13 protein-coding genes are annotated in these 16,672 nt (G+C 40.6%); 12 read left to right on the forward strand and 1 reads right to left on the reverse strand.

The window, feature by feature from the left end; all coding sequences use genetic code 11:
* Positions 1–450 precede the first annotated feature (450 nt).
* From K5Q29_RS00005 to alr, 4 genes are all read left to right on the forward strand, one after another.
* Positions 451–3,510, forward strand: coding sequence for a transglutaminase domain-containing protein (locus K5Q29_RS00005; protein WP_105138995.1), 3,060 nt, complete (start codon positions 451–453; stop codon positions 3,508–3,510).
* A 319-nt stretch (positions 3,511–3,829) separates the two neighbouring features.
* A complete protein-coding gene (secA, locus tag K5Q29_RS00010; RefSeq protein ID WP_002938259.1) occupies positions 3,830–6,355 on the forward strand; it encodes a preprotein translocase subunit SecA in 2,526 nt (841 codons plus the stop codon).
* 114 nt (positions 6,356–6,469) lie between these two features.
* Positions 6,470–6,829, forward strand: a complete 360-nt coding sequence (gene acpS, locus K5Q29_RS00015; RefSeq protein ID WP_012027718.1) for a holo-ACP synthase — start codon at positions 6,470–6,472, stop codon at positions 6,827–6,829.
* Positions 6,822–7,925 (forward strand): alanine racemase, encoded by a 1,104-nt coding sequence (alr, locus tag K5Q29_RS00020; protein WP_105147686.1) that lies wholly within the window; start codon positions 6,822–6,824, stop codon positions 7,923–7,925. Before acpS ends, alr begins: the two co-directional genes overlap by 8 nt.
* A 481-nt stretch (positions 7,926–8,406) precedes the next feature.
* Here alr and K5Q29_RS00025 read toward each other — a convergent pair whose 3' ends face one another.
* Positions 8,407–9,762 (reverse strand): aspartate kinase, encoded by a 1,356-nt coding sequence (locus tag K5Q29_RS00025; RefSeq protein ID WP_002942489.1) that lies wholly within the window; start codon positions 9,760–9,762, stop codon positions 8,407–8,409.
* A gap of 178 nt (positions 9,763–9,940) precedes the next feature.
* Between K5Q29_RS00025 and K5Q29_RS00030 the strand changes: the two genes are divergently transcribed.
* From K5Q29_RS00030 to fabG, 8 genes are all read left to right on the forward strand, one after another.
* Entirely contained in the window at positions 9,941–10,582 is a 642-nt protein-coding gene (locus K5Q29_RS00030) for an HAD family phosphatase (RefSeq protein ID WP_024412224.1), read from the forward strand.
* 438 nt (positions 10,583–11,020) lie between these two features.
* On the forward strand, positions 11,021–11,812 hold the full coding sequence (locus tag K5Q29_RS00035) for an enoyl-CoA hydratase (protein ID WP_105138993.1): 792 nt from the start codon (positions 11,021–11,023) through the stop codon (positions 11,810–11,812).
* A gap of 79 nt (positions 11,813–11,891) precedes the next feature.
* Positions 11,892–12,326, forward strand: coding sequence for a MarR family winged helix-turn-helix transcriptional regulator (locus K5Q29_RS00040; protein WP_012775319.1), 435 nt, complete (start codon positions 11,892–11,894; stop codon positions 12,324–12,326).
* Complete coding sequence (locus tag K5Q29_RS00045; protein ID WP_099832534.1) at positions 12,323–13,300, forward strand: beta-ketoacyl-ACP synthase III; 978 nt, start codon at positions 12,323–12,325, stop codon at positions 13,298–13,300. Before K5Q29_RS00040 ends, K5Q29_RS00045 begins: the two co-directional genes overlap by 4 nt.
* A 59-nt stretch (positions 13,301–13,359) precedes the next feature.
* Positions 13,360–13,584: an acyl carrier protein gene (locus K5Q29_RS00050; protein WP_002938891.1), complete on the forward strand. Its 225-nt coding sequence runs from the start codon at positions 13,360–13,362 to the stop codon at positions 13,582–13,584.
* 431 nt (positions 13,585–14,015) lie between these two features.
* Positions 14,016–14,981 carry an enoyl-[acyl-carrier-protein] reductase FabK gene (gene fabK / locus K5Q29_RS00055; RefSeq protein ID WP_002938889.1) on the forward strand — a complete coding sequence of 322 codons (966 nt, stop codon included), beginning with the start codon at positions 14,016–14,018 and terminating at the stop codon, positions 14,979–14,981.
* Position 14,982: 1 nt separating this feature from the next.
* Positions 14,983–15,903 carry an ACP S-malonyltransferase gene (gene fabD, locus K5Q29_RS00060; protein ID WP_105138991.1) on the forward strand — a complete coding sequence of 307 codons (921 nt, stop codon included), beginning with the start codon at positions 14,983–14,985 and terminating at the stop codon, positions 15,901–15,903.
* 9 nt (positions 15,904–15,912) lie between these two features.
* Positions 15,913–16,647, forward strand: coding sequence for a 3-oxoacyl-[acyl-carrier-protein] reductase (gene fabG, locus K5Q29_RS00065; protein WP_024412946.1), 735 nt, complete (start codon positions 15,913–15,915; stop codon positions 16,645–16,647).
* Positions 16,648–16,672: the final 25 nt, after the last annotated feature.

A 16,672-nucleotide genomic window follows, 5' to 3' on the forward strand; every position in this document is an offset into this window, starting at 1 on the left:
GTAAAATGAAACATATAAGACCTCCAATTGAGTGTGGTAATTCCTGTTAGAAGTTGATTGTTTTTTTATTCTAGTGTACAGGTAAATCCACGAATTCTCAACTGGGGGTCTTTACATATTGTCTATAAAAGATTAGAGTTGGCCATTGTTGGAGTTCATCGGGTATGAAAAAGAAAAACAAGTTCCACAACTCTTGATGATTATTCATGAGCAAGGTTGAAAATCTTTTTATTAGCGATAGTGCAGTGATGTTTTTTAACCAGAGGAAAGTTGTTGTTTCCCAATTGTATGAAAACGCTATATCTAAAGTAATGATGCGGAGACACTAAAGTCTATAAAAACAGGAAAAGCACAGATAGATGGCAGAAAAAAGATAGTTAAAAGTGTTACAATTGGAATGCAAATTTTAGGCTGGGAAATTATTCTCAGAAGTATTTATATGGAGGACTTATGATTCCAATTCAACAGCATGGTAAGCGCTGGCTTATTTTGACACTTACCCTTTCTACTTCGGTTCTTGCGCTTGCATCTATCGGAGCATCACAACCGGTTGTTTTTGCAGATGAAAACTCACATTTACAATCACAAAAAAATACCAATAAAATAGAGGTTCTGGACTGGAAAACATTTTCCGAAAAATTAAACGAATACCCCTTGGACCGACGATTCAATGTTTTTAAATTAGGACTGGAGAATCGAGTTGGGACATTATCTACTCGGAAAGAACTAGAGGAATTTGGTAAAAACCACGATTTTTTGGTAATCAATGGTAAAGTTACTCAAGATATTCATGAATCTCCACATATTCTTGTTATGAACAAGGGTGATATTCTTGTTAATAGCCCAGAAGAGTATAAGCAGAAAGTTCAGGAATTACAATTTAGAGGTGACCAAGCTAATCTGAATAATACTATCACAAATTATGCAGCTCAAAGGATTCATGCGCTCTTTCCAATTCATGTTGAATCAACCAAAAGACAGTTATTGGATGCTGCCGGTCTCAAAACAGCTGATAATCATGCTAGAGTACTGAATGACAACTTGACAATCTATTCTCATGGGTATTCTGTTGACAATAAATTTTTTAACGAGTATAGTCATTTTGGCTTTGGTCGAGACGCAAGGGTAAGCGACATAGTCAATAAAATGAATGTTACTAAAAACCTCTTTGCTGCCAATGATGATACGATTCTTAAAATGATTCAAGAATCAAAAGCTAGTATTCAACCAACAGATAGTGAGAAGGTTAAAACTTTTGTTTTAAGCATGGCTAATAAGGTTCATTATGATTGGGAGGCTGCTAATACAACTGGAATTAATAAAGCTGGTTTATCTTACTATTTTGCCTCAGATTTGTTTGCTGTTACTCAAAGAAAATTAGCAACCTGTGTTGGTTTTAGTACAACGGCGGCACGAGCATTTAATTTTATGGGGTTCCCAGCCTATGTGGTTACAGGAGTAAATGCTAAAGGTGACGCTCACGCAACAACTCGAGTATTCTATGATGGAAAATGGCATACTATCGACGCAACAGGGGTACGAGGAATTGGTCAGAAAACTGTTTATTCGGACCAGCATTTTAATGATATCGGGAAAGATAGTTATCAAGAAGTTGATAGCAAAGAGCTAGAAAAACTGCCATTAGGCCAAAATAACTATATGGTTATTAACAAGGAATATGAAGAATGGGCTATGAGGCAAAAAACAGCAGATTTACTGTTGTTCAACAAAGAAAAGTCCTTGGTTGGTTTGGATCATATTGCATATGTTGAGCCAAAATATGTGTCACAAGAAAATAAAAAACATTTATTAGACATTTACAAAGTTTTGCAAGAAAAAATAGAAGAGGCAAAGAAAAAAGATTTAAATTTAGATCATAAAAATGGCTATGAATATATTTTGAAATCAGTGGTATCTGATATTGACAAGTTGAATAAATCTGTAAATATCACGGAAAAAGAATTTGCTGAAATTAAAAATTCTATGAAAAATAATAAAGGTTTCTTATCGCAATTAGATAAAGAGGCTGCAGCAAATTTTGAAGACGGAGATGATTATAAAACTTATCTGGCAATAATGGAGGGTAAAAAGCTTCAAGAAGATCCTGCCATTATCAAAGACAATCACAATGTTTCTGAAAATCAATTAAGTCCTTTGAAGGAAGAAAAACAAGCTAATTCTGATGAAGTCACCCAAAATTCCAAGGATGCTTCAGCTCCAAGTGTTAATTCTGCACAGCAATCTGAGGAGCTTCTAGAAGGAAATTCTTCAACACAGGATACAATCTCAGCTGCTCCTTCTCAACAAACACCAGCTCCTAAGGCACTACAAGCCAAAACTGAGTTAGAGGATAAAACAGAGCCTTCATCTTTAGGAAATACAGAGATGGTTTCACCGAGTTCAGAAATAGCTCAGAATACAGTTGATTCTAAGGAAGAAAGTGATGCTAAATTACCACATGTTGAGGTTGCATCCAAAGAATCGAGTGAAGCGCAGGTTAATACAGTTTCCTCTCCTCAAGTAAGTTCAGCATCCCAAACTTCACCGGAAACAAATTCTACAGAGGCGGTAACAGAACTAAGTGTAGTTGAGAGTGATTCAGCATCCCCAACTTCACCGGAAACAAATTCTACAGAGGTGGTGGTAGCTAGTCAAGAAATGGCTGAATCATCAGTTTCTGCTCCACAAGTAAGTTCTGAAATCCAAACTTCATCAGAAACAACACCTACAGATGTAGCAACAGAAGTAACAGAACCAAGTGTAGTTGAGAGTGATTCAGCATCCCCAACTTCACCGGAAACAAATTCTACAGAGGCAGTAACAACTAGTCAAGAAATGGCTGGAACTTCGGTTTCTGCTCCACAAGTAAGTTCTGAAATCCCAACTTCATCAGAAATTGCTCCTACAGATGCGGCAACAGAAGTAACAGAACAAAGTGTAGCTGAGAGTAGTTCAGCATCCCAACCTTCATCGGAAACTATTTCTACAGAGGTGGTGGTAGCTAGACAAGAAGTAGCTGACTCACCGGTTTCTGCTCCACAAACAAGTTCTGCCTCACTTACTTTAGAGGTTCCTAAAGTTGAATATTTAGACAGAGAAGTAGCTGTAACTATGCCAAATGGAGTTGAAGCAAATACTCATGAGGCAGGTTCTGTTCCGACATCAGATATTCATGTTCAAGATGCTGGTTCAGCCGCGGTGCCTCAACCTCAGTCTTTATCTGCGACATTGTTTGAAGAAGCAATTTCAACAGTTGAGCCTGTAGGCGTTGCAACTTCTCCTCAAGAGAGAAGTGCAGTAGCTAGTGAGGCGAAAGTGCCGACTTCTCCTGAACGTATTAATAATCCTGTTGAGGAAGAAAAAGTGGTTGATTCGAATGCAACAATTGAGAATCAAGAGACAGAGAAAAAAGAGGTCTTTACTTCGGAAAATGTACTTAACAGCTTAGTAACAATTTGGGTAGCTTTATCTACTAGTTTCTTCATGAGATATTTTTCTCGAGGAAAATAATATATTAATACAGGTTGAAGATAATATTTACCTTTGTGTAGAAAATTATTCATGTGAGCTTTTATTAACTGAATAATATGATAACTGAGCTTTTAATGAATTTCTAAATCTCCGATATATCGCAGATTCCTCATTTAAAATTTCATAAATTTTTCACCTCCTAGGAGTTATTGTGACTAGGAGGTGTTTTGTGGTAAAAATAGTAATATTAAGCTAGCATTTTCATTTATTTAGGCTGTATCCTAGTGCCAAACCTTGAAAATTGCCTAGTTTTCTGCTACAATATATTATTGACTAAAACTGAAATAGGATGAATGATATGGTAACAAATGTACTTCGTTCTCTCATTGAAAATGATAAGGGAGAGCTAAGAAAACTTGAGAAAATGGCAGACAAGGTCTTCTCGTATGCCGATGAAATGGAAGCGCTGACTGATGAACAGTTGCAAGCTAAGACAGCAGAATTTAAGGAGCGATACAATAACGGTGAATCCCTCGACGATCTTTTGTACGAAGCATATGCGGTAGTCCGTGAAGGAGCTCGTCGCGTATTGGGTCTCTATCCCTACAAGGTTCAGGTTATGGGAGGAATCGTTCTTCACAACGGTGACGTTCCAGAAATGCGTACAGGTGAAGGTAAGACTCTGACTGCAACGATGCCTGTTTATTTGAATGCCTTGTCTGGTCAAGGTGTTCACGTAGTGACGGTTAACGAGTATCTTTCTACTCGTGATGCGACTGAAATGGGTGAATTGTACTCATGGCTTGGTCTTTCAGTTGGTATCAACTTAGCTGCTAAATCCCCCTTGGAAAAACGTGAGGCCTATAACTGCGATATTACTTATTCGACCAACTCAGAGATTGGTTTTGACTACCTCCGAGACAATATGGTTGTGCGTGCAGAAGACATGGTTCAACGTCCTCTCAATTACGCCTTGGTCGATGAAGTTGACTCAATCTTGATTGACGAAGCTCGTACGCCGTTGATTGTATCTGGTGCACAAGGTTCTGAAACAAACCAGTTGTATTTCTTGGCAGATAATCTTGTTAAATCTTTGACAACAGAAGATTACATCATTGACATTCCATCTAAAACGATTGGTCTGTCTGATTCAGGTATTGACAAGGCAGAGAAATTCTTCAAGTTAGATAACCTTTACGATATTGAAAATGTAGCCATTACCCATTTCTTGGATAATGCGCTTCGTGCCAACTACATCATGACCTATGATATTGACTATCTGGTCAATGAAGACCAAGAGGTCATGATTATCGATCCATTTACAGGTCGTACGATGGAAGGTCGTCGTTACTCTGATGGACTTCACCAAGCCATCGAAGCTAAGGAAGGTGTACCGGTTCAAAACGAGTCTAAGACAAGTGCCTCTATTACCTACCAAAACCTTTTCCGTATGTATAAAAAATTATCAGGGATGACGGGTACTGGTAAAACAGAAGAGGAAGAATTCCGTGAAATCTACAACATCCGTGTTGTACCAATCCCAACTAACCGCCCAATCGCGCGTGTTGACCACGAAGATTTACTCTATCCAAGTCTAGAATACAAATTCAATGCCGTTATTGCGGATGTGAAGAGACGCTATGAGAAAGGGCAACCTGTCTTGGTCGGTACAGTTGCGGTTGAAACTTCTGATTTGATTTCTCAAAAATTGGTAGCTGCAGGTGTCCCTCACGAAGTATTGAATGCTAAAAACCACTATCGTGAAGCGCAGATTATTATGAATGCTGGTCAGCGTGGTGCGGTCACTATTGCGACCAACATGGCGGGACGCGGTACCGATATTAAGTTAGGTCCAGGTGTACGTGAACTTGGTGGGCTATGTGTTATTGGTACTGAGCGCCATGAAAGTCGTCGTATTGATAACCAGCTTCGTGGACGTTCAGGTCGTCAAGGTGACCCAGGTGAATCACAATTCTATCTATCTCTTGAAGATGACTTGATGAAACGCTTTGGTTCAGAACGCATCAAAGTATTTATGGAGCGTATGAATCTAACAGAAGAAGAGTCTGTTATCAAGTCTAAAATGTTGACACGTCAAGTTGAATCTGCTCAGAAGCGTGTGGAAGGGAACAACTACGACTCACGTAAACAAGTCCTTCAATATGACGATGTGATGCGTGAGCAACGTGAAATCATCTATCGCCAACGCCAGGATGTTATTACTGCTGACCGTGATTTGGCTCCTGAAATCAAAGCGATGATGAAACGGACGATTGAACGCCAAGTTGCTGGTCATTTCCTTGGTTCGAAAGATGAAGCTATTGATGGAATTATCAAATTTGCGCATGCAAATCTCGTTGAAGATGATACCTTGAGTAAAGCTACTTTTGAAGCAATGAATCAGAAAGAGATTGTCGAAGAGCTCTATGAACGTGCCTTGAGAGTCTATGATTCGCAAGTGAAAAAATTACGCGATGAAGAACGTGTACGCGAATTCCAGAAAGTTCTTATCCTTCGTGTTGTGGATAACAAATGGACAGACCATATTGATGCCTTGGATCAATTGCGCAATGCAGTCAGTCTTCGTGGATACGCTCAAAACAATCCAATCGTTGAATATCAATCAGAAGCATTTACTATGTTTAACGATATGATTGGGGCTATCGAGTTTGAAGTAACCCGCTTGATGATGAAGGCGCAAATTCATGACAATATTGAGCGTGAGCGTACAAGTCAAGAAGCACATACGACAGCTGTTAAGAATATTATGCCGAACCAATCGCATGCAATTCAGGAGAATGTATCTTTTGAAGGTGTTGATCGTAACGATCCATGCCCATGCCAGTCGGGTAAGAAATTTAAAAATTGTCACGGCCGTAAATAGGAATGACGCGTGGACTGGACGGCTGTCCAGTCCTTTTGCAATTTTTAGACAAGTCACTAGAGTCAGTTCGTTTATTTTGATAAATGAAATGACTATGCAAAAGGAGACAGATTAATGATAGTAGGACATGGCATTGACCTTCAGGAGATGGAGGCGATTGAAAGTGCCAGAATCAAACACCAAGGGTTTCCCAAAAAGATTCTCACAGAGAAAGAATTTGAACGGTATCAAAGCCTGTCCGGTCGCCGTCAGTTAGAATATTTAGCTGGACGTTGGTCAGCCAAAGAAGCGCTGACCAAGGCCTTGGGGACAGGTATTGGTAAGATAGGATTTCATGATATTGAAATTCTGAATACCAGCAAAGGAGTTCCCTATGTGACGAAGAGTCCCTTTGATGGGAATATTTGGCTCAGCATTAGCCATTCAGGAAATTTTGTACAAGCTAGTGTGATTTTGGAGGAGAAAGATGATTGAAAGTGAACATCGACCCACGCAAATTCGGGTTAACTTAGATGCGATTGCGGAAAATTTCGAGCAAGTAATGACCAACTTGCCCCATAAGACCGAAGCATTTGCTGTTGTTAAGGCGAATGCTTATGGTCATGGAGCTGTTGCGGTAGCGAAAAAGTTATCCAGTCAAGCAGCTGGTTTTTGTGTTTCGAATTTGGATGAAGCATTAGAGTTACGTAAAGCGGGTATCGAGCATCCTATCTTGATTTTAGGAGTGGTTCCTGTACGTTTTTTACCAGTAGCTCATCAACTCAATATCAGTGTGACAGTTGCCAGTCTGGACTGGTTGCAAGATGCAAAAGACTTAGAGGTTGATTTATCTGGTCTAACTGTCCATCTTAAGCTAGATACTGGTATGGGGCGGATTGGTTTTAGAAAAATAGCCGATTTGCTACAAGCGATTGCTATCCTTGAAGAATTAGAGTATGACATCGAAGGGGTTTATACTCATTTTGCTACTGCGGATGAGGTTGATCAGGCGCACTTCGAGTGTCAACTGTCTGTTTTTAAAGAATTTTTGGATGTTCTACCAATTACTCCGCGCTGGATTCATGCCAGCAATTCAGCAACAAGCATTTGGCATGCTGATACAGTATTTAACCTGGTTCGTTTGGGAAACATTCTTTATGGACTTAATCCAAGTGGACGAGTACTAGAACTCCCGTTTGAGGTTCAACCAGCCTTATCTCTCGTATCTGAAATTGTTCATGTAAAGCAGGTTGAAGCTGGCACAACAATTGGCTACGGAGCTACTTATCACAGCACCGATTCAGAATGGATTGCGACCGTTCCGATAGGATATGCAGATGGTCTCGTACGAAGTTTACAGGGCTTATCAGTTCTAGTTGATGGGCAGGCCTGTGAAATTGTAGGGCGTATTTCGATGGACCAGATCACCATTCGTTTACCTCATGCTTATCCACTTGGTCAAAAAGTCACCCTAATCGGTCAAGATGGAAATAAAACGATCTCTGTTCAGGAGTGGGCTGATCGCATCGGAACCATAAATTACGAGGTGGTTTGTCTTTTGACAGATCGCCTACCTCGAATTTTTGAATAACAGCGATAGTAAAAGTGACGATAATACGCCTCTTTCGCTAGAATAGAAGGATAAAATATTAGAGAAGTGTCACCTAGATATTGTCTATAATACAAATATCGTCATTTAGTTGACTTTTATTACTTCGATGTAAGGGGAGTGGGAAAGATTCGACTAGGTCAAAAAGAGTTCCCCTCACTTCCAAGCAGTTGGCTCGGGCTAAAATAGTCCACTGGACTGTTAAACCCAATCAACCACTGCGCTGAGATGTTGACACTAACTTTGAGCTTTCGTATAAAAAGCCTAAAAAAATAGCTTAGAATTGCATCGTCAGAAACGTTGATTCTAAGCTATTTTTGTTTATTCAAATTTTAATTGCTACTCAATGAAAATTAAAATCAGACTAGCTTCACTGGAGCTTGACAATTATCAAATCAAGTCAACAACGTCTGATTTTGATTTTCGAAGAGTATGAAGAGGGAAATGATCGACCTCGTTGTGATTATTGCTCGTTAAAAAAAGCTTCATAGAGTGCGTGCAGAGCGCGTTTCTTTTCTTCGGTTTTGACAACGAACATAACAGAAACTTCACTGGCTCCCTGTGAAATCATTGCCAAGTTGACATTTTGTTTAGAGAGGGCGGTGGTAGCGGTAGCTGTTACACCGACATGGCTCTTCATATTTTCACCAACAATCATGATAATAGATAAACCATGTTCGATTTCGGCCTTGTCAACTTCCATTTTCGTATTGAGTTGACGAAGGATTTCTTCTTCCTTAATAGGAGTCAATTCACGCTCACGGACTACGATGGATAAATCGTCAATCCCGGTCGGCATGTGCTCCCAGCGAATATTGAGATCTTCGAGAATTTGCAATACCTTACGACCAAAACCAACTTCACGGTTCATCAAGTATTTAGACAAGTTAATGCTGACAAAACCATCGTCTGCAGCAATACCGACAACAGGAACTGTTTGCTCGGTATGTTTGTGTACAATTCGGGTACCAGGGTGAGTTGGGTTATTGGTATTTTTAATAACCAATGGAATCCGCCCGCGATAGGCAGGAAGGAGGGCTTCATCGTGAAGGACGGAGAAACCTGCATAAGCTAATTCTCGCATTTCACGATAGGTCAATTCTTTGATTGAATGTGGATTTTTTATGATGCCAGGATGGGCAGCAAAAATACCATCGACATCTGTAAAGTTTTCATAGAGGTCAGCCTTAACCCCGGCAGCAATGATGGAACCTGTAATATCCGATCCACCTCGTGAGAAGGTACAAATCTGGTTATCAACAGTTACACCGAAGAATCCTGGGATAATGAGTACTTCATCTGTATCACGAAGCTCTTCGATTTTGTCATAACTGGAAGGCAAAATGCGAGCATTTCCTGGTTCGGAGCTGACAATAATACCAGCTTTTTTAGGATGGACATAGCGTGCTGGCAATCCTCTGTGGGTAAAATATTCGGCAATCAATTTGGCGTTATTATCTTCACCAGCTGCTAAGAAAGCGTCGTAAAGAAATTCGTTATCATCAATTGGTAGGCTGGCCAAAGAGATGATGCTGTCTGCGATTTTCTTCATGCTGTTAGCTGTGAAACCAAGTTCGTCAACCATTGCTTGATAGCGGTTGATGATCCATTCTTGACTGGCAGTCACATCTTTTCCGTTAACATATTCTTTATAATATTTAATCAACGCATCAGTAACTTTAGTATCCTCGGCATTGCGTTTTCCAGGTGCAGACACAACAACAAAGCGACGTTCTGAATCAGATTGAACAATATTGAAAACTTTTTCTAACTGTCCAGCTGAAGCAAGTGAGCTTCCCCCAAATTTAATAACTTTCATTCTCATCTCCTTGGATATTTTTTTCTATTATAGCAGAATGATATGAAATTGTCAGTATGTTCAGATAAATCTTGCCAAGAATTTTATCGAAAAACGAACAAGAGGTAAGTATGAAAATTTCAGAAAAATATTTTTTTCTTTCAACTGTGTTACAATTAAAGTAATAGGAGGCGAGAGTATGGTAAAAGCAATTATTTTCGACATGGATGGTGTACTTTTTGATACTGAAACATTCTATTTTCAACGTCGAGTGAATTTTTTAGCGACAAAAGGTTTATCGGTTGATCATTTGGATCCATCTATATTTGTCGGTGGAAGGGCTAGTCAAATTTGGCAACGGATTTTAGGGGATGATTATGATAACTGGGATGTCCCTGCCTTGGAAGAAGAATATCGTGTGTATAAAGAAAAGCGACCAACCCCTTATGCAGAGAGGATTTTTCCTGAAGTTAAAGCGGTATTGGAGAGATTAACTATCCAAGGTATTCCTGTAGTTTTGGCTTCAAATACCGACCGTTCAGAAATCGAACGTGCTCTACTAGATGCTGGTATACGCTCTCACTTTAGTCATGTTTTCTCAGCGATGGATTGTGAGGCCCCAAAACCAGATCCCGCAGTTTATGTGAAAGCAGCCAGTGCAACAGGAGTGGCTAAATCGGACATTTTAGTATTTGAAGATAGTGCTAAGGGAATTGAAGCGGCTAAAAAAGCAGGTTTGACAGTTTGGGCAATTCGAGACCAGCATTATGGAATTGATCAGTCAAAAGCAGATAGATTGGTAGACAATCTTGAAGATGCCTTTGATTTATTGCGATTTTAAGAAATATTATATTGTAGTCCAAGTATTAGTTCTCGGTGAAAAATGGTATTTATAGCTCAGAATCCAGTTAAATCTTCCAAAAGTATTAACGTGAAAAAATGAAAGTTGTAAATTAAACTTAGAGCCTATATTTACAGTTCAGAATTGCATATTGAGGTTGTTTTTTTCAAAATACAGTCAGTATTTCCCTCAAAAATTGCCTTGATGAGCGAAAAAGCCAAGGCGCTTTGCGTGTGAATGTAGGTTCTTAGACACGTTATTTTCTAGCATATCTAAATTTTATATTTTGATGATAGCCCCCCTCTTTTTCGGACGTCACACTTTCCTTGCTAGAAAAAAAGTGACAATTGTAAAAACTGTGTTACAATGGAAAACAAGAATTTGAAATTTGATGTTCAAATCTTTCAATTATCAAACTATTTTGAAAGGAGCAAGGGAATGGTCTACCAAACAATTCGTTATGAAGTAATTGATTCCGTAGCGATTCTAACTTTAAACAGACCGGAAGTGGCAAATGGTTTTAATATTCCTATGTGTGAAGAAATCTTAGAAGCAATCCGCCTTGCAGAAGGGGATGCCTCCGTCAAAATTTTACAAATTCAAGCACAGGGTTCCATTTTCTCAGTGGGTGGAGATTTAGTTGAGATGAAGCGTGCAGTTGATGATGATGATATTGCTTCTTTGGTAAAAATAGCAGAGCTGGTGAATGATATTTCGTTTGCGATGAAGAAATTGTCTAAAGTGGTCATTATGGTGACAGATGGGGCAGTGGCTGGAGCCGCGGCTAATATGGCGGTGGCAGCTGATTTTGTTATTGCCTCCAGCAAGACAAAATTCATCCAAGCCTTTGTAGGTGTTGGACTTGCGCCGGATGCGGGGGGGCTCTTTCTACTGAGTCGTGCTATTGGGGCAAATCGTGCTAGTCACTTGGCGATGACTGGAGAGGGCTTATCAGCGGATAAGGCTTTAGAATATGGGATTATTTATAAATTGGCAGAGCCAGAAAAACTAGAAAAGACGGTTGCCCAGGTCATAAAAAAACTCTTGCGAAGCTCAGTAAATTCTTATGCAGCAATCAAACAACTGACATGGGAAAGTCAATTTAAAGACTGGGAGTCTTATCGCCGATTAGAGCTGGATTTGCAAGAAACATTAGCCTATAAAGAGGATTTTAAAGAGGGAGTTCGAGCGCATGCAGAACGACGTAGACCAGTGTTTACGGGAGATTAATTTTTAAATTAGTAAAAAATGTTTGACAATCAAAGTTTTATGGTTTATACTTTGACTATCAAAGTAAAGGAGGCCTGTTTTGGAAGATCCAAAAGTAAATGAATATCTAACGGCCATTTTTAACAATGTGTTGGTGATTGAAGAAACAAGTCTGCGTGGTAGCCGATTCAATGATATTTCGATTAAGGAAATGCACACGATTGATGTGATAGGAAGTATTGATGGAGCTACTCCGAGTGATGTTGCTCGGACTTTGATGGTAACCTTAGGTACTGTTACAACTAGCTTGAACAATTTGGAAAGAAAAGGATACGTGGAACGTATTCGTTCGACCAAAGATCGGCGAGTTGTTCATCTCTACCTGACCAAAAAAGGTCGACTGGTCTATCGTTTGCATCAACGATTTCACAATGAAATGGTTAAGCAGATTACAGATGGTATGGATGATGCAGAGTATCAGGTAATGAAGAAAGGACTCATGAAACTCTATCACTTCTTGGAGGATTTGAAATGAGAAACCATGCTAAAATCAGTCAGGTGGCCCACTATCTTCCGAAGAAGATTGTGACCAATGATGATTTGGCTCAACGAATGGAGACCAGTGATGAGTGGATTCGTAGCCGTACAGGTATCGGTCAACGGCACATTGTTACTGGAGAGACGACGAGTGATTTGGCTAGTCAAGTGGCTAGAAAATTACTGGAAAAGTCTCAGCTAGATGCTAGTGAAATTGATTTCATCATCGTAGCAACGATTACTCCAGATGCTTCAATGCCATCTACGGCAGCTATGGTTCAAGCAGCAATTGGCGCGAAAAAGGCTTTCGCCTATGATCTCGTTGCAGCTTGTTCAGGATTTGTTTTTGCGCTATCAACAGCGGAAAAATTGCTTGCTTCAGGAGTCTATAAGAGAGGACTTGTCATTGGAGCAGAGACTCTATCTAGATCTGTCGACTGGTCGGATCGATCAACGGCTGTTTTATTTGGAGATGGTGCTGGAGGAGTTTTGCTGGAAGCGTGTGAGCAACCGAGCTTTTTAGCAGAAATCTTGCGAACGGATGGCGGTCGAGGTGCTAGTCTGACAGCAGGGATAGACCAGAAAGAGACGCCATTCTCGACACAAAGCCGTCAGGAACCCTTTATCCAAATGGAGGGCAGAGCTATATTTGAATTTGCTACGAGGGATGTTACGGCAACCATGGCAGAGCTGCTAGAACAAGCTGATATGACTGTGGATTGCGTTGATTATTTCTTGCTCCATCAAGCCAATATACGGATCCTAGATAAGATGGCTCGTAAATTGGGAGTGGCGCGTGAAAAATTTCCAGCAAATATGGATAAATATGGCAATACCAGCGCAGCAAGTCTTCCTATTCTTTTATCAGAATGTGTAGAGAGCGGAATGTTGCGATTGGATGGAAGCCAGACTGTTCTCATGGCTGGTTTCGGTGGAGGCCTCACATGGGGAACTCTACTCTTACAACTTTAGTTAATTCCTTGCCCTAGGCAAGATTAAAATATTTTATTTTCCAAAAGGAGACATTTATCATGGCAGTATTTGAAAAAGTACAGGAAATCATCGTTGAAGAATTGGGTAAGGATGCTGAAGAAGTAACCCTTACAACAACCTTTGAAGATTTGGATGCAGATTCATTGGATCTTTTCCAAGTTATCTCTGAAATCGAAGATGCATTCGACATCCAAATCGATACGGAAGAAGGTTTGACAACTGTAGGCGATTTGGTTGCCTACGTTGAAGAAAAAACAAAATAATTATAGTCATTCAGTTTACCTTTTATTACGTCAACGAATGAGGAAACTTCGTTTCCTTATTTCCAACTTCAAATAAACTTTTGTTTATTTGAACTCGCAATGCCGTACTCTACGAATGTTACTTGCTATCGTAAGTACGATTTCCAACCTTCAATAGTCCACTGGACTATTGAAGCTATCTACAGCTCGTTGCCTAGTACTAAAAGCAAACTGAAAGACTATAGTATTCCTCTCCTTATTTCAAAGATAATATAAGGAAGAGGATGGCTAAGAAAAGTGCTGTTTAGCATTTTTCTTAAATTAAATACTTTGATAATCAAAACATTGAAATATCAAACTATTTTTTGAGTGAGGGGGCAATCCTTCACTTGTTTACCTAATGATTTGATATTCAAATGATTAGGTAAGCAAGAAAAAAAGATGAGGGAATTATGAAGACGAAAATAACAGAATTGCTCGATATTAAGTATCCAATTTTTCAAGGTGGTATGGCCTGGGTGGCTGACGGTGACTTGGCTGGTGCAGTTTCAAATGCTGGTGGTCTGGGCATTATCGGTGGGGGAAATGCTCCTAAAGAAGTGGTTAAGGCAAATATTGACAAGGTGAAGTCTATCACAGACAAGCCTTTCGGTGTCAATATCATGCTTCTATCACCATTTGCGGACGATATCGTTGACTTGGTCATCGAAGAAGGTGTGAAAGTTGTCACCACAGGAGCAGGAAATCCAGGGAAGTATATGGAGCGTCTCCATGCTGCAGGGATTACAGTTATTCCTGTTGTGCCGAGTGTAGCCCTTGCGAAACGCATGGAAAAATTAGGGGTAGATGCTGTTATTGCTGAAGGTATGGAAGCCGGAGGTCATATTGGTAAATTGACCACCATGACCTTGGTTCGTCAGGTTGTTGAAGCCGTATCTATTCCTGTTATTGCTGCTGGAGGTATTGCAGATGGTGCAGGTGCAGCAGCAGCATTCATGTTGGGTGCAGAAGCGGTGCAAGTTGGAACTCGTTTTGTAGTAGCTACAGAGTCCAATGCCCATCAGGCTTATAAGGAAAAAGTTTTAAAAGCTAAGGATATTGATACAACTGTATCTGCTTCTATTGTTGGACATCCTGTGAGAGCTATCAAGAATAAGTTGTCATCTGCTTATGCAGCTGCAGAGAAAGATTTCTTGGCAGGTAAAATTTCGGCAGATGCTATTGAAGAACTTGGTGCGGGAGCACTCCGCAATGCAGTTGTTGATGGTGATGTAACAAATGGCTCCGTGATGGCTGGTCAAATTGCTGGTCTGGTTTCTAAAGAAGAATCTTGTGAAGATATTTTGAAAGACATCTATTATGGAGCAGCCAAAGTGATTAGAGAAGAGGCAAGCCGTTGGGCTTCGGTTGGAGAATAGGATGACAAAGACAGCTTTTCTTTTTGCAGGTCAAGGGGCTCAGACAGTGGGGATGGCTCGCGACCTTTACGAATATTACCCGATAGTTAGAGAAACGTTTGACCGGGCTAGTCGGATTCTGGGGTATGACATTCGCGACCTAATTGACAATCAAGAGGATAAATTACATCAGACTCGCTATACCCAACCGGCAATTTTGACTACTTCTGTGGCTATTTTTCGACTGTTGGAAGAAGAGGGAATAAAACCCGACATGGTAGCTGGTCTATCCTTGGGAGAATATTCAGCTCTGGTGGCATCGGGAGCTTTGGCCTTTGAAGATGCGATTGCCCTGATTGCTAAGCGTGGTGAATATATGGAAACGGCTGCGCCAGCAGGAACTGGTAAGATGGTTGCTGTTCTCAACACAGATGTCAACTTGATAGAAGAAGTCTGTTCGTCAGTTACCTCTGGGATTGTTTCCCCAGCCAACTACAACACACCAGTCCAAATCGTCATCGGAGGCGAGGTGGCTGCAGTGGATGAGGCGGTTGAATTGCTGAAGGAAGCAGGTGTCAAACGGATGATTCCACTCAATGTGTCTGGCCCCTTTCATACGGCTCTTCTGCGACCAGCTTCGGAGCAACTGGCTCAGGCCTTGGAGCAGGTGGAATTTGCGGACTTCCAAGTAGAGCTGGTCGGTAATACAGAAGCCAAGGTCATGAAAAAAGAGGACATCAAGTCCCTCTTGACCCGTCAAGTGATGGAACCAGTCCGTTTCTATGAGTCAATCGCAACCATGCAGGAAGCTGGCGTGACTAACTTTATTGAAATCGGTCCAGGTAAAGTCTTATCAGGATTTGTCAAGAAAATCGATAAGACAGCGCATGTTGTAGCAATTGAAGATATAGCGGGGCTACAAATAGTATTAAACAAATCATGAGGAGGAATCATGGAATTAACAAATAAAAATGTTTTTGTAACAGGTTCAAGTCGAGGAATCGGCTTGGCCATTGCCCATAAGTTTGCCAGTCTTGGTGCCAATGTGGTGCTGAACGGTCGTGGTCAATTAGGGCAAGATATTCTGGATAGCTTTGCAGATTACGATGTGAAAGTCCTAGCTATTTCAGGAGATATTTCAAGCGCGGAAGATGCCAAACGAATGGTGGCAGAAGCCATCGAAACCCTCGGTAGCGTCGATATTTTGGTCAACAATGCAGGGATTACCAAAGACGGTATGGCTCTTCGTATGACAGAAGAGGATTTTGATACGGTTCTGAAGGTAAATCTTACTGGAACTTTTAATATGACGCAGGCTGTTTTGAAACCAATGACAAAGGCTCGTGAGGGTGCTATTATCAATCTATCAAGTGTATCTGGCTTGATTGGAAATGCTGGACAGGCCAACTATTCTGCTTCTAAGGCAGGTGTGATTGGATTTACTAAAGCCATTGCCCGTGAGGTTGCAGGGCGAAATGTTCGTGTCAATGCGATTGCGCCGGGCTTTATCCAGTCTGATATGACAGATGTTTTATCTGACAAGATTAAAGAAGCTATGACTGCACAAATTCCTATGAAACGCTTTGGTGCGACAGAAGAAGTAGCTGATGTTGCGGTATTCCTTGCCAAGCAAGAATATCTAACAGGGCAGGTGATTGCGGTTGACGGCGGCTTGACCATGCAGTAAGTTTCCTAATGAGAAAGGACTGAAA

It is taken from the genome of Streptococcus sp. 2018037, assembly GCF_019754195.1.
GTDB lineage: Bacteria > Bacillota > Bacilli > Lactobacillales > Streptococcaceae > Streptococcus > Streptococcus hashimotonensis.

Bases quoted from the DNA above. Each gene is read 5' to 3' on its own strand.
- K5Q29_RS00005 (WP_105138995.1), top strand. From the start codon at position 451: ATGATTCCAATTCAACAGCATGGTAAGCGCTGGCTTATTTTGACACTT.
- secA (WP_002938259.1), top strand. From the start codon at position 3,830: ATGGTAACAAATGTACTTCGTTCTCTCATTGAAAATGATAAGGGAGAG.
- acpS (WP_012027718.1), top strand. From the start codon at position 6,470: ATGATAGTAGGACATGGCATTGACCTTCAGGAGATGGAGGCGATTGAA.
- alr (WP_105147686.1), top strand. From the start codon at position 6,822: ATGATTGAAAGTGAACATCGACCCACGCAAATTCGGGTTAACTTAGAT.
- K5Q29_RS00025 (WP_002942489.1), bottom strand. From the start codon at position 9,762: ATGAAAGTTATTAAATTTGGGGGAAGCTCACTTGCTTCAGCTGGACAG.
- K5Q29_RS00030 (WP_024412224.1), top strand. From the start codon at position 9,941: ATGGTAAAAGCAATTATTTTCGACATGGATGGTGTACTTTTTGATACT.
- K5Q29_RS00035 (WP_105138993.1), top strand. From the start codon at position 11,021: ATGGTCTACCAAACAATTCGTTATGAAGTAATTGATTCCGTAGCGATT.
- K5Q29_RS00045 (WP_099832534.1), top strand. From the start codon at position 12,323: ATGAGAAACCATGCTAAAATCAGTCAGGTGGCCCACTATCTTCCGAAG.
- K5Q29_RS00050 (WP_002938891.1), top strand. From the start codon at position 13,360: ATGGCAGTATTTGAAAAAGTACAGGAAATCATCGTTGAAGAATTGGGT.
- fabK (WP_002938889.1), top strand. From the start codon at position 14,016: ATGAAGACGAAAATAACAGAATTGCTCGATATTAAGTATCCAATTTTT.
- fabD (WP_105138991.1), top strand. From the start codon at position 14,983: ATGACAAAGACAGCTTTTCTTTTTGCAGGTCAAGGGGCTCAGACAGTG.
- fabG (WP_024412946.1), top strand. From the start codon at position 15,913: ATGGAATTAACAAATAAAAATGTTTTTGTAACAGGTTCAAGTCGAGGA.